The sequence below is a fragment of the Ruegeria sp. AF3 genome, assembly GCF_056536285.1.
In genome coordinates this window covers 1,422,714-1,443,730 of sequence record NZ_JBQFJM010000001.1, presented here as the reverse complement: position 1 = coordinate 1,443,730, position 21,017 = coordinate 1,422,714, and the positions used below count along the sequence as shown (strand labels likewise).

Below are 21,017 nucleotides of genomic sequence, written 5' to 3'. Positions count from 1 at the left end.
GCATTCTAAACTTGAATCTGCACGTGCTGGCACTTTAGCTAGCGGTTACGACATTGACGGTGACAATGACCGAGAGGATGAGCAATATGATATCCCTGATGCCTGCTGCACGTGATCTTGAGGTAAGGCCATGGGTTGGCATTTTGGGGCTCTGTGCCGCGCTGATTGTTCCGCATACAGCACAGGCACTGGATGAGGGGGTCACCCGCAGCCACGGGTATTCGTATTTCGGAAATCTGGATTACCCGGAAGACTATGCGCATCTGAATTATGTGAATCCCGACGCCCCCAAAGGTGGCGAGCTTTCGTTGGCAGCGTCGGGAACGTTCGATTCCCTCAACCCCTATTCGCGAAAGGGGCGTGCCGGTGCGCTGACCACATTGCAATATGATCGCCTGTTTGAAAGTACCGAAGACAGTGTCGGGCAGTATTACGGCGTAGTTGCGGAAAGTCTGGAATATGACGAAGGGCGCAATTTCGTCATTTTCCATTTGCGCCCCGAAGCAACTTTTTGGGATGGCACGCCTGTCACGGCGGAAGATGTTGTCTACAGCCACCGTTTGTTCATCGAACAGGGCCTGCCGTCTTATGCGCAGGCCGTTGGCCGTATGGTGACAGGAGCCGAGGCGTTGGATGACCATACCGTAAAATTTACCTTCAATCCCGAAGTCACCCGCCGCAGCCTGATCGAAACCGTCGGCTCAACTCCTGTTTTCTCAAAAGCATGGTTCGAGGCGGATGAGACACGGCGATTGGATGAACCGCGGCTGGAAGTGGCGGTAGGCTCTGGCCCCTACAAGCTCGACAGCTATGACATCAATCGCCGCATCGTTTACAAACGCCGGGACGATTATTGGGGCAAGGACCTGCCTTTCAATGTCGGGCGCAACAACTTTGATACAATCCGGGTTGAGTATTTCGCCGATCAAACGGCAGCGTTCGAGGGTTTCAAGGCGGGTGAATACACATTCCGGATCGAAAGTGATCCCAAGCTTTGGGCGACCGGGTATGATTTCCCAAAGCTGGATGAAGGCACAGTTATTCGGGATGAGATCGCGGATGGCAGCCCGCCGACACCTTCGGGCTTTGTCTTCAATCTTGGAAAACCGCAATTTGCCGACAAGAATGTCCGCAAGGCCCTGGCCCTGGCCTTCAATTTCGAATGGACGAACGAGTCATTGTTGTTCGGCCTGAACACGCCGCGGAATTCTTTCACGCAAGGAACCCCGATCGAGGCGCATGGCCTGCCCAAAGGGGCAGAGCTGGCGTTCTTGCAGGCGCTTGGCGACGTCGTTCCCGAAGATGTCCTGACGGAACCCGCTGTTGTGGCGCACGAATCAAACCCTGCACGCCTGAATGACCGAAAGAACCTGCGCAAAGCTGCCAGGATATTGGATGAGGCAGGCTGGTCCGTCGGCGAAGGCAATATTCGTCGCAATGCCGAAGGTCGGCCTTTGAAGGTAAAAATTCCATATCCTTCAAACCTGCCGACCTCGACCGCAACGATGATCGAAACCTATGTCCAGAACCTGCAATCCATCGGGGTGGATGCCTCGACCGAGAAAGTGGATCCGGCGCAATACACGTTGCGCAGCCGCGAGCGGGATTATGACATGGTCTATTCCACGCGCTACGGATCGTTCTTGTCTACCGGGGGCGGTCTGAGCCAGATGTACGGATCGGAAGAAGCGGCCTTTAGTCTGTTCAACCCGGCAGGTTTGGCCAGCCCCTTGGTCGACGCGATCATCGAGGCGTCCTTTGAAACGGACAATCAGGCAGATCAGGACACGGCGTTGATGGCTTTGGATCGCGCCTTGCGGTACGAGTTTTTCGTAATCCCCGTGGGGTACATCGCAGAATACTGGACAGCATATTACGATATGTACGAATACCCAGAAAACCTGCCGCCCTATTCACTGGGTTATCTTGATCTGTGGTGGATCAATCCGGAAAAACAGGCTGCGTTGAAAGCGAAAGGCGCGCTGCGATAACATGGGCGCCTATATACTAAGACGCTTATTGCTGATCATTCCGACCCTTCTGGGTATCATGATCGTCAACTTCACGCTGGTCCAGTTCGTACCTGGCGGGCCGGTCGAACAGATCATCGCGCAAATCGAAGGTCAGGGTGACGTATTCGCCGGGTTCGCCGGTGGGGGCGATGCCGGAGCGGGTTCCGAACCGGCGGGCGGTGTCTTCGACGACAAATATGTCGGCGCACGCGGCCTTCCGCCCGAGTTTATTGCCGAACTCGAAAAAGAATTCGGCTTCGACAAGCCCCCGCTTGAACGGTTCCTGATCATGATGGGCAACTATCTGACGTTTGATTTCGGCGAGAGTTATTTCCGCTCGATCAGTGTGATCGACCTGGTGCTTGAAAAGATGCCGGTCTCGATCTCGCTGGGGCTGTGGTCGACCCTGATTGCCTATCTGGTCTCGATCCCGCTGGGTATTCGAAAGGCGGTCAAGGATGGATCGCAATTCGATACCTGGACAAGCGGGGCGATTATTGTGGCCTATGCCATTCCGGGCTTTTTGTTTGCGATCCTGCTGCTGGTGCTCTTCGCTGGCGGATCATATTGGCAAATCTTCCCGCTGCGCGGTCTGACGTCGGACAATTGGGACAGCCTGAGTTTCTTTGGCAAGATCACGGATTATTTCTGGCACATAGCGCTGCCGACGATTGCGTTGACGATCTCGGCCTTTGCGACGCTGACCCTGCTGACCAAGAACTCGTTTCTGGACGAGATCAAGAAACAGTACGTCATGACAGCCCGCGCCAAAGGGTTGAGCGAGCGCAAGGTGCTCTATAATCATGTCTTCCGAAACGCGATGCTGATCGTGATCGCAGGGTTCCCGGCCGTGTTCATCGGTGTGTTCTTCGGGGGGTCGATCATTATCGAGACGATCTTTTCGCTGGATGGTCTGGGCCGATTAGGGTTCGAGGCTGCCGTTGCGCGCGATTATCCGGTGATCTTCGGCACGCTGTTCATCTTCGGTCTGATGGGGCTGGTCGTCGGCATCATCAGCGACCTGATGTATGTGCTGGTCGACCCGCGCATCGATTTCGAAAAGCGGGAGGGGTAAATGGCTTTGTCCCCGCTGAACCAGCGCCGCTGGAGCAACTTCCGCCGCAACAGACGGGCCTTCTGGTCGCTGATCATCTTCTCGATCCTGTTTGGCCTGTCGCTCTTTGCCGAGTTTATCGCAAGCGACAAACCCATCCTTGTGAAATATCGGGGAGAGTACTTTACGCCGATCTTCAACTTCTACGCCGAAACCGAATTTGGCGGCGATTTCCAGACCGAAGCGATCTATCGCGACCCCGAAGTTCAGTGCCTGATCGACAGCGGTGGATTGGAAGACTGTTTCGATGATCCCGAAGGCATCATCGAACAGATCGACGCCGGAACGTTCCAGGCTGAGGGTTTTGAACGCGGCTGGTCGCTCTGGCCGTTGATCCCCTATTCCTTCAATACCTCGGTGGACCGGCCCGGCGCGGCGCCCCTGCCGCCCAACGGCCAGAACCTGCTGGGTACCGATGATACCAAGCGCGACGTGCTGGCCCGCGTGATTTACGGCTTTCGTTTGTCGATCCTGTTCACGCTGCTTGTGACGGGCGCGGCAAGCCTGATCGGGATTTTCGCCGGGGCCATACAAGGGTTCTTTGGTGGGTGGCTGGACCTGATCTTTCAGCGGATCATCGAAATCTGGTCCGCAACCCCGTCGCTTTACGTCATCATCATCATGTTTGCGGTGCTGGGGCGAAGTTTCTGGTTGCTGGTCGCGCTGATGATCCTGTTCAGTTGGACCGGGCTGGTCGGAGTGGTCCGCGCCGAGTTCCTGCGGGCGCGGAACCTTGAATATGTGCGCGCCGCGCGGGCGCTGGGCGTGGGCAACATGACGATCATGTTCCGTCATATGCTGCCCAATGCGATGGTGGCCACGCTGACCTTCATGCCGTTCATCGTCACCGGAACCATCGGCGGGCTGGCTTCGCTGGATTATCTGGGCTTTGGCCTGCCGTCCTCGGCCCCCTCGCTGGGAGAGCTGACCTTGCAGGCCAAGCAGAACCTTCAGGCCCCGTGGCTGGCCTTCACCGCCTTCTTCACCTTTGCCATTATGCTGTCGCTGCTGGTCTTCATCTTCGAAGGCGTTCGCGATGCGTTTGATCCCAGAAAGACCTTCTCATGAGCTTGCTGGATGTGAAAAACCTCAAGGTCTCGTTCCGTCAGGATGGGCAGGTCAACGCGGCGGTCAAAGGCGTGTCCTTCACTGTGGACCGGGGTGAAACCGTCGCGCTGGTGGGCGAATCCGGATCAGGAAAATCCGTGACGGCGTTATCGACCGTTTCCCTGCTGGGCGACAGCGCGTTGGTCGACGGCTCGGTCACCTATGACGGGCAAGAGATGATTGGCGCCTCGGAACAGCGTCTGATGGATGTGCGGGGCAACGACATCAGCTTTATCTTTCAGGAGCCGATGACCTCGCTGAACCCGTTGCACACGATCCAGAAACAGATGGCTGAATCGCTGGCCCTGCATCAGGGGGTGGCGGGCGATGTGGCGAGAGACAGGATTGTCGAGTTGCTGACCAAGGTCGGTATCCGCGATCCTCAAGACCGGCTGGACAGCTATCCGCATCAGTTGTCGGGCGGTCAGCGGCAACGGGTGATGATCGCAATGGCCCTTGCCAACAAACCGGACATCCTGATCGCGGATGAGCCGACAACGGCTCTGGATGTGACCATTCAGGCGCAGATCCTCGAACTGCTGGCTGAATTGCAGAAATCGGAAAACATGGGGATGCTGTTTATCACCCATGATCTGGGCATCGTGCGCCGCATTGCCGACCGGGTCTGTGTGATGAAAGACGGCGAGATTGTCGAAACCGGCGTGACGGCCGAGATATTCGAAAACCCGCAGCACCCCTATACCCGCAAACTTCTGGCGGCGGAGCCGTCGGGTCGGCCTGAACCCGTTGCCTCAGATGCGGAAGAGGTCGCACGCACCGACCACCTTAAGGTCTGGTTCCCGATCCAGCGCGGGTTTCTGAAGCGAACGGTTGGATATGTGAAAGCGGTGAACGACGCGACCCTTAGCGTGCGCGCGGGTGAGACGTTGGGGATTGTTGGCGAAAGCGGGTCAGGCAAGACCACGCTGGCGCTGGCCATGATGCGGTTGATCGCGTCCGAGGGTGGCATCACCTTTCGTGATCAGGACGTGCGCAAATGGTCCACGCGGGAACTGCGCCGGTTGCGCAAGGACATGCAGATCGTGTTTCAGGACCCGTTTGGCAGCCTCAGCCCGCGGATGACCTGCCAGCAGATCATTGCGGAAGGTCTGGCCATTCACAAAGTCGACCCGGACCGCGCGCCACGCGAACTTGTGGCCGAGGTGATGACTGAAGTGGGGCTTGATCCGGCGACGATGGATCGATACCCGCACGAGTTTTCTGGCGGTCAGCGTCAGCGCATCGCCATTGCGCGCGCAATGGTTCTGCGTCCCAAACTGCTGGTTCTGGACGAGCCGACCAGCGCGCTGGATATGACCGTTCAGGTTCAGATCGTCGATCTGCTTCGCAATCTGCAACAGAAATACGGGCTGGCCTATCTGTTCATCAGCCATGACCTGAAAGTGGTCCGTGCCATGTCGCACAACGTGATCGTCATGCGAAACGGCGATGTGGTCGAAATGGGCGCGGCAGAGGATTTGTTCGAAAACGCCCAGACCGACTATACCCGCGAATTGATCGCAGCGGCGGGCTGAGAACAGCCCGCCCGGTGTCGCGCGTCAGGCGCTGGCTTTTTCTCGCGCCGATGACTGGGGCACAGGCCCGCGCAGTTCTTCATAGTGATCAAAGCTCAGCTTGACCCACCCAGTTCCACGTGTGGCACTGGCAAGGGTGCGGTGCAGCTCGTCCTCGGCAACGGCGGGCAACTGGGCGTTGAATATCTCCCAGCCCGTTGCATTCGGGTTGCCCTCAAATCCCAGAACCTGCCCCTGAAGGGTGCTGATCGTTGGTACGAGATCGCCCACAAAAGCCGAGGGTAAGTGTATCTCGGCGCTCAGGATCGGTTGCAGGACCACAGGTTTGGCTTGCGGCAATGCCTCGCGCACGGCGTTCTTGCCTGCGGTCCGGAAGGCGTAATCCGAACTGTCCACATTGTGGTGTTTGCCATCGCTCAGGGTCACTTTGACATCAACCACCGGAAAGCCCTCGGGGCCTTGTTCCAATGCGTCCTTGGCCCCGTGTTCCACCGACGGGATGTAGTTTTTGGGAACGGCACCGCCCTTGACCACTTCATCGAACTGGAACCCCGATCCGCGCGGCAATGGCGCGACCGATATTACCACATCCGCGAATTGCCCCGCGCCGCCGGATTGCTTGCGATGGCGATGGCGATGCTCAACCGTTGCGCGGATGGTTTCGCGATAGGCGGTTTCCACCTGTTCCGCCTCGATCTCGATCCCGAAATCCTCTGCCAGCTTGGCGGTCACGCGGCGCATATGTTGCGGACCTTGCGAGCCCAGAATCGAATGGCCGCTCATCTCATCCTGTTGCAGATGCAGGCCCGGATCGATTTCGGCCAGACGGCTCAGGGCGTTTGACAGGCGCACATCGTCCCGCTCATGCGCGGGCGAGACGACTTGACGATGCGCAACCGGATGAGAAGACGCCCATTCTGGCAACTCTGTCGCGGAGGAACTGTCATAAATGTATCCGGGGTTGAGGTGATCGGATTTGACCGCCAGTCCGATCTGCCCGGCCTCCAGCGCGGCGATCTGGGTCTTGGCGTCCAGTGTTGTCAGGTTGCCGACCGTTTCACCGCCCAACGCCTCATGGGCTTTTACCCCGTCCCCAAGGCCGCGCAGAACGATGATCTTTCCGATATGCTTTTTGACATCCGCAAAGCCCGCGATGGCACGGGCGTTTTCGGCGGCCTCGTCTCGTCCGGCGGCGATATCAAACTCGGGGGCCTCATGACGCAGTGCTTTCATCAGGCGCGTCAGCCCGTTGCCGTGGCTTGCGGCGCCCAGACAGGCTGGGATCAACTGATGATTCTGCAAAACCTGCGCGGCCAGCTCATAAACCTCATCGCTTGGGGGCTGTTTGTCTTCAATCAATTGTTCCAGCAGGTGGTCATCGAAATCGGAAAGTGTCTCAAGCAACTCGGTCCGGGCTTCCTGCTCGCGATCCTCGACAGATTTGGGCAGCTCTATCAGGGCCGACGGCTGGCCCTCCTGATATTTCCACGCCCGTTCCGAGATCAGATCGACCGCGCCGATGATCGTGTCCCCCTCGCGGATCGGAACCTGACGCAGGGCGATGTGGTGCGTGCAGTAGGTTTGCAGCGCCGCGATGATGTCGCGGATGCGGCCATTGGGGTTGTCCATGCGGTTGATGAAAAGAAAACAGGGAATGCCTGCCTCTTCCACCAGCCGAAGATACGGCGCACACAGCACGGCGGCATTTGGATCGGGCGGTACCACGATAACGGCAGCATCCGAGATCGCCATGGCTGGGCCGACATACGCGAGGGAATCGCCACCCCCATCCACGTCGATCGCGCACCAGGGCTCGTCCAGGTAAGAAAAACCGTGCAAGTGCACGGTTCCGGAAACATCGAATGTGGTCGGGCGCCCGTCGAGGCGGCTGATGGCCTCGACCAGGGTAGATTTGCCCGACTGGCTGGGCCCGAGGACGGTGAATACGCGCATGAGTGTTGTCCCTCTTTCAGGTTGCAGAATGGCTGCACGAAAAGGGCCGTCCGACGCAGTCGCGTCAGCTAGGACTGTCTGTAATTTGCCCGCCTCAGGCCGCAGGGCGAAACATCACCCCACAGCTTGAGTGTGGGAAAAACCGCAGGCGTGCGTCAAGCCCCCGATGTGTTTTGTACTCAACGGGCTGAATGTTGCCCGAAAAAAAGGTCAGATCGCCGAGCTGTGCCCGGCTTTGCTGAGGTCGTATGCGTCAAAGCTGCGGGCAACCATCCGGGTCAGCGCCCTCGCCTCGGGGGGGATGAACAGCCCTTCCTCGCTGATTTGCAGCAGCCCGTCGAATGAGGCGTTGGCGGCACGATACATCTCATTCAGCGCTGCGGCCGAGATATCGTGATCGCGCAGGATTTCAGCCGAATCGATCCGGAAATCGCACATCAGCGCTTCGATCAGACGGGCGCGCAGAATATCCTGACCTTTGAACAAGTGCCCGCGGGACGTCGAAAACTGCCCGTTGCGGATGGCTTTTGTATGGGCGGATGTGGCCGGGGCGTTCTGCGCATAGCCCTGTGGAAAGCGCGAGATCGAGCTGGCCCCGACACCGATCAACACATCGGCCTGATCGTCGGTATAACCCTGGAAGTTCCGCTTCAGACGACCCGTGCGCAGGGCCTGGGTCAGCCCGTCATCCTGCGTGGCAAAATGGTCGATGCCGATCTCGGCGTAGTTGTCCCACAGGAACAGGCGGCGGGCGGTGTCGAACAGTTCCAGCCGTTGTTCGGGCGTTGGCAGTGCGTCCGACGGGATCAGCTGCTGCCGTTTGGCCATCCACGGCACATGGGCGTACCCATAAAGCGCCACGCGGTCCGGGCTGAGCGACAGAAGCTTCTGCACGCTTTCCGTCATCCGGGCCTTCGTCTGGTGTGGCAGCCCGTAAAGGATATCCGCGTTCAGGCTGGCAATGCCACGTGCGCGGATCATGTCGATCGCGTCGCGCGTGGTATCGTAGCTTTGAATGCGGCCAATGGTCTTCTGGATTTCATCGTCGAAATCCTGCACTCCAATCGAGGCGCGGTTCATGCCTGCCTCTGCCAGCGCATCCAGACGCGCCTCGTCAATCTCGTTCGGATCGATTTCAACCGAAAACTCGGCGTCCGGCCCCATGGGGATGATCCCCAGAATGTGCTGTGCCAGATCGCGCATCAGCTGGGCGTTCAACAACGTTGGCGTACCGCCGCCCCAGTGCAGGCGCGACAGCACCACATCCGCGGGCAGGCGCGCCGCCAGCAGGTCCAGCTCGGCTTTTAGAACATCCACATATGCAATCACCGGATTGTCGGTTTGTGTGCCTTGCGTCCTGCAGGCGCAGAACCAGCACAGCCTGCGGCAGAACGGGACGTGGATATAAAGGGATATGGCGCTGCCGGGCTCGATTCCCGAAATCCAGTCGCCAAACATGTCCGCCCCCACGTCATTGTTGAAATGGGGCGCTGTGGGATAGCTTGTGTAACGCGGTACTTTCGCGTCAAAAAGTCCAAGCTTTGCCAATTGTGGTTTCACTATCATGACGATACCCTTAGGGGGCAGGCGACTTAGGTGCTTTGACGGAGATCAAGTGGAAACGCAGATGACAATAAAAGCACAGTTCGATCATTCAAATTGCGCAGACTGCCCGATACGACATCGCGCGGTCTGCGCCCGCTGTGACGCTGACGAGCTGGAAGCGCTTGATGCCATTAAGTATTACCGCAGTTTCGAAGCGGGTCAGACCATCATCTGGTCGGGCGACCAGATGAATTTTGTCGGTTCAGTCGTCGCGGGAATCGCGTCGCTGACACAAACGATGGAAGACGGGCGCACCCAGATGGTTGGTCTTCTCTTGCCCAGCGATTTCGTCGGTCGCCCGGGGCGCGACATTGCGCCTTACGATGTGCAGGCGACAACGGATGTCGTGATGTGCTGTTTCCGCAAGAAACCATTTGAAGAGCTGATGAACGAAACGCCACACATCGCGCATCGCCTGCTACAGATGACGTTGGACGAGCTTGATGCTGCCCGTGAATGGATGCTGGTTCTGGGTCGCAAGACAGCGCGCGAAAAAATCGCCAGCCTGATATCGATCATTGCCCGCCGGGATGCGTCGATTGGTCAAAAGGGCCTGTCGGGACCGATCGTGTTCGATCTGCCCCTGACCCGAGAGGCCATGGCGGATTATCTGGGACTTACGCTTGAGACGGTCAGCCGCCAGATCTCAGCTCTGAAAAAGGACGGTTTGATCTTGCTGGAAGGCAAACGTCACGTGACCATCCCCGATCTTGGCCGGCTCATGGAAGAAGCAGGCGACGATTCCGATGGCGGGTTTCTGGTCTGACCGGTCTTTCGCTCGGCAGAACTCGCTTACCGCGACCATCCGGTCGGTTCACGAACTAACATAGGAGTGTGGCATGGGGTTCAGCAGTCTGTTGGCAATGCTGTTCATTGGCGCAATCGCTGGATGGCTGTCGGGAAAGATCATGGAGGGCCGTGGGTTCGGCCTGATCGGCAACATTATCGTCGGCATCGTCGGTGCGTTCCTGTCGGGCATGATCTTTCCGGCGCTAGGATTTTCTGTTGGCGGGGGCCTGTTGTCGTCGATCCTTTTCGCAACAATTGGGGCCGTGATCCTGTTGTTCCTGATCGGCCTCATTCGTCGGGGGTGAAAAAAGCCGCCTGTCGAGGCGGCTTTTTGCTTGTTTAGGTCAGTGCGCCAGGAACACCGGAACCGAGGATTGTTCCAGCATGTTCCGGGTCGCCCCGCCCAGAATGGCTTCGCGAAAGCGGGAGTGGCCATAAGCGCCCATCACAATCATGTCCGATTCGGTATCCGTCGCGTGGCGATTAAGGATATCCGAGACGCGGGTCATGGTCTTGCTGAGCACATCGATCTCGCATTTGACACCATGACGGGCCAGCATCTGGGACAGCATCCCACCCGGGTCCGACCGGTCTGGCCCGTGCTGTGGTGGGTCAATAACCACAATACGGACGATCTCGGCCCGTTTGAGGAAGGGCAGGGCCCGCCGGATGGCGCACATGGCCTCGACGCTTTCGTTCCAGGCGATCATGATGTTGCCCGGCGCTTTCAACGGCGCGCCGCTGTCGGGAACCACAAGAACAGGGCAATGTCCTTCGAACATGGCCGCTTCGATAATGGGCTCGGCCTCGGCCCCCCGACCTTCACCATACGGATGTGGCAGGATCACAAGGTCGGAAAACCGGGCCCGGTGCGCGACGTGGCGCCCGATATCGGCAATTTGTGCAACGCCGTGTTCGGCGGACCAACGCACACCGGATTTGCCGAGATAGTCATTGGCAAAGGCCAGCAAATCCTTTGCCTCGGCATTGGCCCGGTTCAGCGTTTCCTGAACGATCAAAGCATTGGCACCCGCATAATAGTAACCTGTCTGACTGCGATCGACGCCCAGACACAGGACTTCGGCATGGGCATCCTGAGCCTCGGCCAGGGCCACAATCTGCGCCAAAGCAGCCTGTGCAGTCTGCGTTTCGGTCATGACTGTGAGAAGAGATTTGTACGCCATTTTGACCTCATGGTTCGGGCAATTGGTCTCATGTGACCTGTTAGCCCTTTTCTACTACCATGCGTGTCATAGAAAACGCTGGACTGTCTTGATACAGATCAAAGCAATGAAGGTGGCCGTGCTTCAGAACGGCAGCCAGTCAAATGGGTTTCGCGCGTCATAAGAATCAAAAGCGCGCGGAGCATGGCAAAGGGACGCAATATGTCGAATTACATCAAGCTGATCGTGCTTGGTCTGATCGCGCTGTTTGCAGCGATCGGAACCAATTATGCACGCGATTTGGCGTATCAGGTACATGCGCTGCTGGTGATGCTCATCGCCGGTGGCCTGTTCATCTGGACGCTTCGAAACACTGACGAGCCAGATATTCAGATCGACCGCTCGGGCGAATACATGGATGACGTGATCCGCTATGGCGTGATCGCAACTGCCTTTTGGGGCGTGATCGGGTTCTTCGCCGGGACCTTTATCGCGTTTCAGCTGGCGTTTCCGGTACTGAACTTCGAATGGGCGCAGGGTTATCTGAATTTTGGTCGTCTGCGTCCGTTGCACACTTCGGCGGTCATTTTTGCCTTTGGCGGTAACGCATTGATCGCAACCTCGTTCTATGTGGTTCAGCGTACCAGCGCGGCGCGGCTTTGGGGCGGCAACCTCGCGTGGTTCGTGTTCTGGGGCTATCAGCTGTTCATCGTTCTGGCCGCAACCGGCTATGTGCTGGGCGGAACGCAGTCCAAGGAATATGCCGAACCTGAATGGTATGTCGATCTGTGGCTGACCATTGTTTGGGTCGCCTATCTGGCGGTCTACCTGGGTACGATCATCAAGCGGAAAGAACCCCACATCTATGTGGCCAACTGGTTCTATCTGGCCTTTATCGTCACCGTCGCCATGCTGCATCTGGTCAACAACATGACCATCCCGGTCAGCATCTGGGGTTCGAAATCGGTCATCGTCTGGTCGGGTGTGCAGGATGCCATGATCCAGTGGTGGTATGGCCACAACGCTGTGGGCTTCTTCCTGACCGCGGGTTTCCTGGGCATGATGTACTATTTCATCCCGAAACAGGCCGAACGCCCGGTGTTTTCGTACAAGCTGTCGATCATCCACTTCTGGGCGCTGATCTTCCTGTATATCTGGGCCGGTCCACACCACCTGCACTATACCGCGCTGCCTGACTGGGCGTCGACGCTGGGCATGGTGTTCTCGGTGATCCTGTGGATGCCGTCCTGGGGTGGTATGATCAACGGTCTGATGACGCTGTCGGGCGCATGGGACAAGCTGCGCACCGATCCGGTGATCCGCATGATGGTCATCTCGGTCGGCTTCTACGGCATGTCCACCTTTGAAGGTCCGATGATGTCGATCCGTGCTGTGAACAGCCTCAGCCACTACACCGACTGGACCATTGGTCACGTGCATTCGGGCGCGCTGGGCTGGAACGGCATGATCACCTTTGGCGCGCTGTACTTCCTGGTGCCCGTGCTTTGGAAGCGCGAGCGTCTGTACTCGCTGCAGATGGTCAGCTGGCACTTCTGGCTCGCCACGATCGGCATCGTGCTTTATGCCGCGTCGATGTGGGTCACCGGTATCATGGAAGGCCTGATGTGGCGTGAAGTGGATGCAAATGGCTTCCTGGTGAACTCGTTCGCTGACACCGTGGCCGCCAAGTTCCCGATGTATGTGGTGCGTGCTCTGGGTGGCGTTCTGTTCGTCGCTGGCGCCGTGATCATGTGCTACAACCTGTGGATGACTGTGCGGAAAGCGCCGGCCAAAGAGGCCAGCCTGACCGTCGCGGTCCCTGCTGAATAGAGGGAGGGCCGGAGCAATGGCAATTCTCGACAAACATAAGATCCTCGAGACCAACGCGACCCTCCTGCTGATCTTCAGCTTTCTGGTCGTGACCATCGGTGGCCTGGTGCAGATCACCCCGCTGTTCTATCTTGAGAACACCATCGAGAAGGTGGAGGGCATGCGCCCTTACACCCCTCTCGAAATGGCAGGGCGTGAGATTTACATCCGCGAAGGCTGCTATGTCTGCCACAGCCAGATGATCCGCCCGATGCGGGACGAGGTCGAACGTTATGGCCACTACTCGCTGGCGGCTGAATCGATGTATGACCACCCGTTCCAGTGGGGATCAAAGCGTACCGGACCTGATCTGGCGCGTGTCGGTGGCCGCTATTCGGATCAGTGGCAGATGGACCACCTGCGCGACCCTCAGTCTGTGGTGCCTGAATCGGTGATGCCCAAATACGGCTTCCTCGAACATCGCAAGATCGACGGCAAGTATATCGGTGACATCATGGCGACCAATGCGGTTGTCGGCACCCCTTATACCGACGAGATGCTGGAAAACGCGGTTGCCGATTTCAGCGCGCAGGCCGACCCGGACAGTGACTACGACGGTCTGCTGGAGCGGTACGGTGACAAGGTCAACGTACGCAACTTCGATGGTCAGCCTGAACTGACCGAAGCCGACGCGCTGATCGCCTATCTGCAAATGCTGGGTACGCTGGTCGATTTCTCGACCTTTACCCCGGATGCAAGCCGTTAACAGGAGGGTGGGATGGAAGAATACACACTTCTTCGACAGTTCGCGGATAGCTGGATGCTGCTTGTGTTGTTTGCCTTCTTCGTTGGCATCGTGATCTGGGTTTTCCGCCCCGGTGCCAGCAAGGAATACAAGGACACCGCCAACATTCCCTTCCGGCATCAAGACAAACCCGCCACACCCAAGGAGGCGCGGCAATGAGCAAGACACCTGATAAACAGCCGGGCGATCCAAATACAACCGGGCACAGCTGGGACGGGATTGAGGAATTCGACAATCCCATGCCGCGCTGGTGGCTATGGACCTTCTACGCCACCATCTTCTGGGGCGTGATCTATACGATCATGTTTCCGGCCTGGCCCTTGGTCCACGGCGCGACAGCCGGTGTGCTGGGATGGTCAACCCGAGAAAACGTTCAGCAGGACATGGTTGCCTTCGAAGAGGCAAACGCGCCCTGGAACGCCAAGCTGGTGGAAACTTCGCTGGAAGACATCGCCAAGGATGCAGAACTGCAGCAATATGCCGTGAACTCGGGAGGTGCGGTGTTCCGGACCTGGTGCGCACAATGCCATGGTTCGGGTGCGCAGGGTGCGCCGGGATTCCCGAACCTGTTGGATGATGCCTGGCTGTGGGGCGGAACGCTGGACGATATCGTTTACACCGTCAGCTACGGTATCCGGAACGAAGAAAGCGCCGATGCGCGCTATTCCGAGATGCCGGCATTTGGCGAAATCCTCGAACATGAGGAAATCACGCAGGTGGTCCAGTACGTCATGTCGCTGAGCAATGCCCAGACCGACGATGCGGCAGCGCAGGCAGGTAAAGTTGTCTTCGAAGACAACTGTGCGGCCTGCCACGGCGAGGATGGCACAGGCGATATCTTCCAGGGTGCGCCGAACCTGACTGACGCGATCTGGCTTTACGGTGGCAGTGAAGAAATGCTGACGGAAACCGTAACTTACAGCCGCTTTGGTGTCATGCCGAACTGGGATACCCGCCTGACCGAGGCGCAGATTCGCGCCGTATCTGCCTATGTCCACCAGTTGGGCGGCGGTCAGTAAGATCTAAAGAACACCTTCGGGCGGTTCGCCGCCCGAAGGCTGGGGCACCGGCTGTTCCATCTGTTCGCGCGTTTCCTGAACAGCCGGTGCTTTTTTCCCACAATAAGGCCACTTAAACCTGTGGTCCAGATTCAGGTTTACTGTTACCTGCGTCAAAAGTTGTTCGGATCCACCTCGCGCGGGTTTTTAATCCACCAATGACCTTCCGGCAGCCAACGGCGTTTGTGGCGACCCGGTTTTGGCACATCGCGAATATGCGGCGCATTGATCCGGGTTGCGGTCATGAAAGATCTGGCAAAAACGGTCAGCATGGTTGGTCTCCTCTGCAAGGGTATCTCTGCAATAAAGATTGACCTTTGAAGTGCTGAATGCGACTCAAATACCATTCCATAGTGTAAGTCAGGGTTACATATGAATTGGTTGTCGCTTCCCCCATTGGCCGCGCTGAGGGCGTTTGCGGCATTTGCTGAAAAACGCAATGTCGTCGAAGCTGGTGCTGCGTTGAACGTAAGCCATGCGGCGATTAGCCAGCAGTTGCGCGTACTTGAGAACCATCTGGGTGCTGCCTTGCTGGATCGAACAGGCAAGGCCCTGACCCTGACCGCCGATGGTGAACATCTGGCCCGAGCCCTGCAACTCGGGTTTGGCGCGATCGAGGCGGCAGTGGGGGATTTGGTGCGGTCTGGTCAGGATCGCCCGGTCCACGTGTCGCTGACATCCTCTTTTGCGGCCTCTTGGCTGATGCCGCGTCTACCGGCTTTTCGCGAAACCCATCCCGAGGTGAACCTGATCCTCGATCCCACTGCCGAAGTTGTTGAACTGCGACCGGGTGGGATCGACATTGCCATTCGGTACGGCCCCGGCGGTTGGACCGGTGTGCAATCAGAGATGCTGTTGCAGTCGCCGGTGGTCATCGTCGCCGCTCCGAAACTGCTGGGTGAAAAGACGTCATGGACGCCGACCGAGTTGGCCCAACTGCCCTGGCTCGAGGAAATCGGCACCACCGAGGCGACGACCTGGCTGGCCGAACATGGTGCCGGTCCTGAACGCGGTGCGGGCCGGACCGAGCTGCCGGGAAACCTGGTGCTGGACGGTCTGCGGGCCGGGCAGGGGGTCACTGTCACGGTGCGACATTTCGTCGAGCCTGACATCAAGGCCGGTCGTATTGTCGAGCTTTATGCAGAGCCGGATACTCGCGGATACCATATTGTGACGCCAAATTCAGCACTTAGACCAGCTGTCAGAACTTTTGTGACGTGGTTGAGGCATCAGGCACGGGAAATGTGATAAAAGGTGTCTGTACGATGCGCGTTTTGACCCATGTCAAAGTTGCTATGCACGTGATCTGGAAGAACACACACTCAGAAGAGCCAGTACCGGAGCCAGCCTGTGAGCGATTCCAACCCCACCCCCAGCCTATACGCCGCACGAGAACCGATCTTTCCAAGGCGCGTTTCTGGGCCATTTCGGAACCTGAAATGGATCATCCTTATCGTGACACTGGGCATTTACTATGTAACGCCCTGGATCAGATGGGATCGCGGCCCCAGCTTGCCGGATCAGGCCGTCCTGCTGGATTTGGCAAACCGACGCTTCTATTTCTTCTGGATCGAAATCTGGCCGCACGAGTTTTATTTCGTGGCGGGCCTGCTGATCATGGCGGGGCTAGGTCTGTTTCTATTCACATCTGCGCTGGGGCGGGTCTGGTGCGGGTATGCCTGCCCGCAAACGGTCTGGACTGACCTTTTCATTCTGGTCGAGCGCTGGATCGAAGGCGACAGAAACGCCCGTTTGCGCCTGCATCGTCAGGAAAAGCTGGATTTCCGCAAGGCTCGGCTCCGGTTGACGAAATGGGTAACCTGGTTCCTGATCGGCCTGGCCACCGGCGGTGCCTGGGTGTTTTATTTTGCGGATGCGCCGACGTTGCTCCGCGATCTTGTGACGGGCAACGCGCATCCCGTCGCTTACACGACGATGCTGGTTCTGACTGGCACGACCTTCTTTTTCGGCGGGTTCGCCCGCGAACAGATTTGTATCTACGCGTGTCCTTGGCCGCGCATTCAGGCCGCGATGATGGATGAAGATACGCTGGTCGTGGGATACCGCGAATGGCGTGGTGAGCCGCGCGGCAAAGGCAAGCGGACAGCTGATTCCGAGTTGGGGGATTGCATCGACTGCATGGCCTGCGTCAATGTCTGCCCTGTCGGAATCGATATCCGCGATGGTCAGCAGCTTGAATGTATCACCTGTGCTCTGTGTATCGACGCGTGTGACGACATGATGGCCAAGATCGGCAAACCGCGCGGGCTGATCGATTATATGGCGCTCAGCGACGAGCCGCGCGAACGCTCAGGCCAGCCGCCCAAGAATGTCTGGAAACACATCTTCCGGCCCCGTACGATCCTGTACACCTCGTTGTGGTCACTGGTGGGGGTTGCGCTGCTGTTCGCCCTGTTCATTCGCTCTGACATCGATCTGACCGTAGCACCCGTGCGCAACCCGACCTTTGTCACTCTGTCGGATGGCACCATTCGAAACACCTATGACGTCAGGCTGCGCAACAAGCACGGTGAGGACCGCCTGTTCAAATTGTCTCTGGCGGGCGATCCGTCGATGCGATTGGAAATTGAGGGAACCAAGATAGATACTGTGAATGTCACGGCGGATACGGCACAATTGACCCGTGTATATATCGTGGCATCCCGTGACAGCGGTCCGGCGGCAGCAGAAGCGACGCCAGTGCGGATCTGGGTCGAAGACCTCAGCAGCGGCGAACGTGCTTACAAAGACACCACGTTCAACGGACGGGGGAACTGATCATGACCGAACGTAAATTCACCGGAAAGCACGCTTTGGCGGTGTTTGTCGGCGCCTTTGGCGTGATCATCGCGGTGAACCTCGTGCTGGCTTATAATGCGGTGAAGACGTTTCCGGGGCTGGAGGTCAAGAATTCCTACGTTGCCAGCCAGGAGTTCAACGATCGCCTGAAAGAGCAGCAGGCATTGGGCTGGACGGTTCGGGCAGAAACCAAAGGTGGTCTTCTGATCCTGCATATTACGGACGCGACCGGCGCACCGGTTCAGGTCAGCGAATTGCAGGCGGTGGTTGGCCGCGCAACCCATGTGCGGGACGATTTCGCACCGGATTTCACCTTTGACGGCGCGGCCTATGCCACTCCGGCCATGCTGGGCAAGGGCAACTGGAATATCCGGCTGGTCGCGCGTGACGGCAGTGGCGCCGAGTTTTCGCAGCGCGTTCCGCTGTATGTGAAAGGGTAGCCGATGACGGCGCAGCTTTCATCCGGTACGGCGGCCTGCCCGGGGTGTCTGGCAGCACCAGCAGAACCCGCGCGCCCGATTCCGGAAGATGTGCAGATTGCCTTGTCCTTGCCGGGCATCCACTGCTCGGCCTGTATCACGACGGTCGAACGTGAACTGAACGCCCATCCCGGTGTCGAAGACGCGCGGGTCAACCTGACTCTGAAACGGGCGATGATCAAAGCCGCGCCGGAAACCCGAGCGGCCGATCTGATCCCGGTGCTTGAACGGGCAGGTTTCGAAGCGCACGAGCTTGACCCCGGCGCTTTGTCGGCAACACAGGCGGACAAGGCGGGACGTGACCTGCTGATGCGACTGGCCGTCGCCGGGTTTGCTTCCATGAACGTGATGCTGTTGTCGGTGTCGGTCTGGTCCGGCGCAACAGACGCGACGCGTGACATGTTCCACTGGATCTCCGCTGCAATCGCGCTGCCCGCCATTGCCTTTTCGGCGCAACCGTTCTTTGCCAACGCTTGGAGCGCCCTGCGGGTACGGCGGCTGAACATGGATGTGCCGATCACGCTGGCGATCCTGCTGGCGCTGGTCACATCCCTGTGGGAGACCGCACTGAGCGGAGAGCATGCCTATTTCGATGCCGCGCTGACCCTGACATTCTTCCTGCTGGCGGGCCGATATCTGGACTACCGCACCCGCGCCGCAGCCCGATCCGCGGCAGAAGAGCTTACCGCTCTGGAAGTGCCGCGCGCCATCCGCATCGTGGACGGGCTAGAGGCCGAAGTTGCGGTGGCCGATCTGAAGGTTGGTGATCTGATCCTTGTGCGCCCCGGTGGCCGAATGCCGGTGGACGGTCAGATTGTGTCTGGCCAATCCGAACTGGACCGTTCGCTGTTGACGGGGGAAACCCTGCCGGTGTTTGCCGAAGCCGGCCAGCTGGTCAGTGCGGGCGAGGTCAACCTGACAGGTCCGCTAACCCTGCGCGCCACAGCAGTGGGGCAGGATACGTCGCTGCACCGGATGGCGGATCTGGTGGCCATCGCTGAATCGGGGCGGTCCCGCTATACCTCGCTGGCCGACAAGGCCGCCAAGCTTTATGCGCCCGGTGTCCACATCCTTTCGGCGCTCAGCTTTGTGGGGTGGTACATCTATTCGGGCGATTTGCGCACCGCTCTGAACATCGCCGCGGCGGTTCTGATCATCACCTGTCCCTGCGCCTTGGGTCTGGCTGTTCCGGCAGTGACCACCGCTGCCTCGGGCCGGTTGTTCCGCAAGGGTATGCTGATCAAGCACGCAACCGCGCTCGAACGGTTGTCCGAGACCGACACCGTGGTGTTCGACAAGACGGGCACGCTGACCTCGGGTGCGCCGGAACTGGTCAATCTTGGCGATCACGCCCGCGCGCAGGTCGAGGTTGCGCTGGCCCTGACCGAGGCCTCTGCGCATCCCTTGTCCGTGTCATTGGCCAAAGCCGCGCGACAGGCCGGGATCAAGCCTGCAAATGTTCGGGACATAACCGAAGTGCCGGGATACGGCACCCAAGGGGAATACCGCGGTCAACGCGTTCGTTTGGGCCGGGCCGCATGGCTCGGCGCACAGCAGGGCGCGGAAACGTCTGCCTGGCTTGCAATTGGCGACGATGCGCCCTTGGCGTTCCGCTTCTCGGACGCGTTGCGCCCAGGCGCGGCCGAGGCGGTGGAAGCGTTGCGGGCGTCAGGCAAGCATGTGCTGTTGATCTCGGGGGATTCGAAGGGCGCCGTGCAATCTTTGGCCGAGAAGCTGGGAATAACGGATTGGGTCGCCGAGGCTTTGCCGCAGGACAAGGCACAGCGCATTCAGGACCTCAGGGATCAGGGCCGCAAAGTTCTGATGGTGGGGGACGGCCTGAACGACACGGCTGCATTGGCGGCGGCACATGTGTCGATCTCTCCGGCCTCGGCGTTGGATGCGGCGCGGGTTGCCTCGGACATCGTTCTTCTGGGCAATGACCTTCTGCCCATTGCGGATGCCTGCGATACGGCCATCAAGGCCACCCGTCGCATCCGCGAGAACTTCCAGATCGCAACCGTTTACAACGTGATTGCCGTTCCGCTGGCCGTGATCGGACTGGCAACACCGCTGATCGCGGCCTTGGCGATGTCGACCTCTTCAATTACCGTATCGCTGAACGCATTGCGGCTGAGGTAACCCTGATGGAAGTGCTTGCCTATCTGATCCCGATATCCCTGTTTCTGGGGGGCGTTGGTCTGGTCGCCTTTATCTATACCGTTCGTTCCAATCAGTACGAAGACCCCGATGGCGACGCGCGCCGCATCCTGAGTGACGAGTGGGACGACAAACCCAAACCCTGACCAATCGCCCGATATGCGCAGAGTTCATCCAAGCGCCCTTGAAATTGCCGCAATGCCCGGCTATGTCCGGCCCATCCGCAAGCAGAGAGAACACGCCAAATGGCCACCACCAACCCGATCCAGTTCATTCAGCAAGTCCGTGCCGAAGTTTCCAAGGTCGTCTGGCCGACCCGGCGCGAAGTGCTGTTGACCACGGTCATGGTCTTCATCATGGCGGCGCTGACAGCTGTGTTTTTTGCTTTGGTCGATCTGGGTATCCGGGGCGGCCTTCAGCTGGTTCTGGGCGCTTTCGGCTAAGCCGGTTCAGGCGGGGGCAAATACGACTGCCCCTTGCACCTCGCGCGATGTCAGAGTAGGTGACGCATATTCGGAATGGGCGTGTGGCGATTCGGGCCGCGCGCCGCTTTTTATTCCGGATAACGTGACAGGATTTAAATGACGGGTGTGTCCGCAAGATGTGATACCCCGAAGACAAACAAGGAC

General features: G+C 58.6%; 20 protein-coding genes. 16 read left to right on the top strand and 4 right to left on the bottom strand.

Going from position 1 to position 21,017, the window contains the following annotated elements; genetic code table 11:
- The first annotated feature begins 86 nt into the window (after positions 1-86).
- Genes ACR3FC_RS07280 through ACR3FC_RS07265 form a run of 4 tightly spaced genes read left to right on the top strand, consistent with a single transcriptional unit; the run spans position 87 to position 5,768 of the window.
- Entirely contained in the window at positions 87-1,991 is a 1,905-nt protein-coding gene (locus tag ACR3FC_RS07280) for an extracellular solute-binding protein (protein ID WP_480474088.1), read from the top strand.
- Between the two features lies 1 nt (position 1,992).
- Positions 1,993-3,087: a microcin C ABC transporter permease YejB gene (locus ACR3FC_RS07275; RefSeq protein ID WP_480474087.1), complete on the top strand. Its 1,095-nt coding sequence runs from the start codon at positions 1,993-1,995 to the stop codon at positions 3,085-3,087.
- Entirely contained in the window at positions 3,088-4,194 is a 1,107-nt protein-coding gene (locus tag ACR3FC_RS07270) for an ABC transporter permease (RefSeq protein ID WP_480474086.1), read from the top strand.
- The gene (locus ACR3FC_RS07265; protein WP_480474085.1) at positions 4,191-5,768 is read left to right on the top strand and encodes an ABC transporter ATP-binding protein; all 1,578 of its coding nucleotides are present in this window, start codon (positions 4,191-4,193) and stop codon (positions 5,766-5,768) included. Before ACR3FC_RS07270 ends, ACR3FC_RS07265 begins: the two co-directional genes overlap by 4 nt.
- Positions 5,769-5,792: 24 nt before the next feature.
- Here ACR3FC_RS07265 and ACR3FC_RS07260 read toward each other — a convergent pair whose 3' ends face one another.
- Together ACR3FC_RS07260 and hemN are read right to left on the bottom strand one after the other, a co-directional pair.
- Complete coding sequence (locus ACR3FC_RS07260; protein WP_480474084.1) at positions 5,793-7,721, bottom strand: elongation factor G; 1,929 nt, start codon at positions 7,719-7,721, stop codon at positions 5,793-5,795.
- Positions 7,722-7,931: 210 nt separating this feature from the next.
- A complete protein-coding gene (hemN, locus tag ACR3FC_RS07255; protein WP_480474083.1) occupies positions 7,932-9,287 on the bottom strand; it encodes an oxygen-independent coproporphyrinogen III oxidase in 1,356 nt (451 codons plus the stop codon).
- A 61-nt stretch (positions 9,288-9,348) separates the two neighbouring features.
- Here hemN and fnrL point away from each other — a divergent pair, with 61 nt between their 5' ends.
- The gene (gene fnrL, locus ACR3FC_RS07250; protein WP_480474082.1) at positions 9,349-10,092 is read left to right on the top strand and encodes a transcriptional regulator FnrL; all 744 of its coding nucleotides are present in this window, start codon (positions 9,349-9,351) and stop codon (positions 10,090-10,092) included.
- Positions 10,093-10,165: 73 nt separating this feature from the next.
- Positions 10,166-10,420, top strand: a complete 255-nt coding sequence (locus tag ACR3FC_RS07245) for a GlsB/YeaQ/YmgE family stress response membrane protein (protein WP_209507747.1) — start codon at positions 10,166-10,168, stop codon at positions 10,418-10,420.
- Between the two features lie 39 nt (positions 10,421-10,459).
- On the opposite strand, the gene ACR3FC_RS07240 is transcribed toward ACR3FC_RS07245, so the two are convergent.
- Entirely contained in the window at positions 10,460-11,299 is an 840-nt protein-coding gene (locus ACR3FC_RS07240) for a universal stress protein (RefSeq protein WP_480474081.1), read from the bottom strand.
- A gap of 201 nt (positions 11,300-11,500) precedes the next feature.
- Here ACR3FC_RS07240 and ccoN point away from each other — a divergent pair, with 201 nt between their 5' ends.
- From ccoN to ccoP, 4 genes are read left to right on the top strand one after another with little or no spacing between them, the layout of a single operon-like run.
- Positions 11,501-13,108 (top strand): cytochrome-c oxidase, cbb3-type subunit I, encoded by a 1,608-nt coding sequence (ccoN, locus tag ACR3FC_RS07235; RefSeq protein WP_480474080.1) that lies wholly within the window; start codon positions 11,501-11,503, stop codon positions 13,106-13,108.
- Between the two features lie 16 nt (positions 13,109-13,124).
- The gene (ccoO, locus tag ACR3FC_RS07230; protein ID WP_480474079.1) at positions 13,125-13,853 is read left to right on the top strand and encodes a cytochrome-c oxidase, cbb3-type subunit II; all 729 of its coding nucleotides are present in this window, start codon (positions 13,125-13,127) and stop codon (positions 13,851-13,853) included.
- A 12-nt stretch (positions 13,854-13,865) separates the two neighbouring features.
- Entirely contained in the window at positions 13,866-14,051 is a 186-nt protein-coding gene (locus ACR3FC_RS07225; RefSeq protein WP_209507756.1) for a cbb3-type cytochrome c oxidase subunit 3, read from the top strand.
- Positions 14,048-14,911 (top strand): cytochrome-c oxidase, cbb3-type subunit III, encoded by an 864-nt coding sequence (ccoP, locus tag ACR3FC_RS07220; RefSeq protein WP_480474078.1) that lies wholly within the window; start codon positions 14,048-14,050, stop codon positions 14,909-14,911. The genes ACR3FC_RS07225 and ccoP overlap by 4 nt, the downstream gene beginning before the upstream one ends.
- Positions 14,912-15,063: 152 nt before the next feature.
- Here the strand turns inward: ccoP and ACR3FC_RS07215 are convergent, their stop codons facing one another.
- Positions 15,064-15,222 carry a hypothetical protein gene (locus ACR3FC_RS07215; RefSeq protein WP_480474077.1) on the bottom strand — a complete coding sequence of 53 codons (159 nt, stop codon included), beginning with the start codon at positions 15,220-15,222 and terminating at the stop codon, positions 15,064-15,066.
- 100 nt (positions 15,223-15,322) lie between these two features.
- On the opposite strand from ACR3FC_RS07215, the gene ACR3FC_RS07210 reads away from it, so the two are divergent.
- From ACR3FC_RS07210 to secE, 6 genes are all read left to right on the top strand, one after another.
- Positions 15,323-16,198 carry a LysR family transcriptional regulator gene (locus ACR3FC_RS07210; RefSeq protein WP_480474076.1) on the top strand — a complete coding sequence of 292 codons (876 nt, stop codon included), beginning with the start codon at positions 15,323-15,325 and terminating at the stop codon, positions 16,196-16,198.
- Between the two features lie 102 nt (positions 16,199-16,300).
- Entirely contained in the window at positions 16,301-17,728 is a 1,428-nt protein-coding gene (ccoG, locus tag ACR3FC_RS07205; protein ID WP_480474074.1) for a cytochrome c oxidase accessory protein CcoG, read from the top strand.
- 2 nt (positions 17,729-17,730) lie between these two features.
- A complete protein-coding gene (locus tag ACR3FC_RS07200) occupies positions 17,731-18,189 on the top strand; it encodes a FixH family protein (protein ID WP_480474073.1) in 459 nt (152 codons plus the stop codon).
- Positions 18,190-18,192: 3 nt separating this feature from the next.
- Entirely contained in the window at positions 18,193-20,370 is a 2,178-nt protein-coding gene (locus tag ACR3FC_RS07195; protein ID WP_480474072.1) for a heavy metal translocating P-type ATPase, read from the top strand.
- A 5-nt stretch (positions 20,371-20,375) separates the two neighbouring features.
- Entirely contained in the window at positions 20,376-20,534 is a 159-nt protein-coding gene (gene ccoS, locus ACR3FC_RS07190) for a cbb3-type cytochrome oxidase assembly protein CcoS (protein WP_209507770.1), read from the top strand.
- A gap of 99 nt (positions 20,535-20,633) precedes the next feature.
- Complete coding sequence (secE, locus tag ACR3FC_RS07185) at positions 20,634-20,831, top strand: preprotein translocase subunit SecE (protein WP_480474071.1); 198 nt, start codon at positions 20,634-20,636, stop codon at positions 20,829-20,831.
- Positions 20,832-21,017 lie beyond the last annotated feature (186 nt).

Bases quoted from the DNA above. Each gene is read 5' to 3' on its own strand.
- ACR3FC_RS07280 (WP_480474088.1), top strand. From the start codon at position 87: ATGATATCCCTGATGCCTGCTGCACGTGATCTTGAGGTAAGGCCATGG.
- ACR3FC_RS07275 (WP_480474087.1), top strand. From the start codon at position 1,993: ATGGGCGCCTATATACTAAGACGCTTATTGCTGATCATTCCGACCCTT.
- ACR3FC_RS07270 (WP_480474086.1), top strand. From the start codon at position 3,088: ATGGCTTTGTCCCCGCTGAACCAGCGCCGCTGGAGCAACTTCCGCCGC.
- ACR3FC_RS07265 (WP_480474085.1), top strand. From the start codon at position 4,191: ATGAGCTTGCTGGATGTGAAAAACCTCAAGGTCTCGTTCCGTCAGGAT.
- ACR3FC_RS07260 (WP_480474084.1), bottom strand. From the start codon at position 7,721: ATGCGCGTATTCACCGTCCTCGGGCCCAGCCAGTCGGGCAAATCTACC.
- hemN (WP_480474083.1), bottom strand. From the start codon at position 9,287: ATGATAGTGAAACCACAATTGGCAAAGCTTGGACTTTTTGACGCGAAA.
- fnrL (WP_480474082.1), top strand. From the start codon at position 9,349: ATGACAATAAAAGCACAGTTCGATCATTCAAATTGCGCAGACTGCCCG.
- ACR3FC_RS07245 (WP_209507747.1), top strand. From the start codon at position 10,166: ATGGGGTTCAGCAGTCTGTTGGCAATGCTGTTCATTGGCGCAATCGCT.
- ACR3FC_RS07240 (WP_480474081.1), bottom strand. From the start codon at position 11,299: ATGGCGTACAAATCTCTTCTCACAGTCATGACCGAAACGCAGACTGCA.
- ccoN (WP_480474080.1), top strand. From the start codon at position 11,501: ATGTCGAATTACATCAAGCTGATCGTGCTTGGTCTGATCGCGCTGTTT.
- ccoO (WP_480474079.1), top strand. From the start codon at position 13,125: ATGGCAATTCTCGACAAACATAAGATCCTCGAGACCAACGCGACCCTC.
- ACR3FC_RS07225 (WP_209507756.1), top strand. From the start codon at position 13,866: ATGGAAGAATACACACTTCTTCGACAGTTCGCGGATAGCTGGATGCTG.
- ccoP (WP_480474078.1), top strand. From the start codon at position 14,048: ATGAGCAAGACACCTGATAAACAGCCGGGCGATCCAAATACAACCGGG.
- ACR3FC_RS07215 (WP_480474077.1), bottom strand. From the start codon at position 15,222: ATGCTGACCGTTTTTGCCAGATCTTTCATGACCGCAACCCGGATCAAT.
- ACR3FC_RS07210 (WP_480474076.1), top strand. From the start codon at position 15,323: ATGAATTGGTTGTCGCTTCCCCCATTGGCCGCGCTGAGGGCGTTTGCG.
- ACR3FC_RS07200 (WP_480474073.1), top strand. From the start codon at position 17,731: ATGACCGAACGTAAATTCACCGGAAAGCACGCTTTGGCGGTGTTTGTC.
- ACR3FC_RS07195 (WP_480474072.1), top strand. From the start codon at position 18,193: ATGACGGCGCAGCTTTCATCCGGTACGGCGGCCTGCCCGGGGTGTCTG.
- ccoS (WP_209507770.1), top strand. From the start codon at position 20,376: ATGGAAGTGCTTGCCTATCTGATCCCGATATCCCTGTTTCTGGGGGGC.
- secE (WP_480474071.1), top strand. From the start codon at position 20,634: ATGGCCACCACCAACCCGATCCAGTTCATTCAGCAAGTCCGTGCCGAA.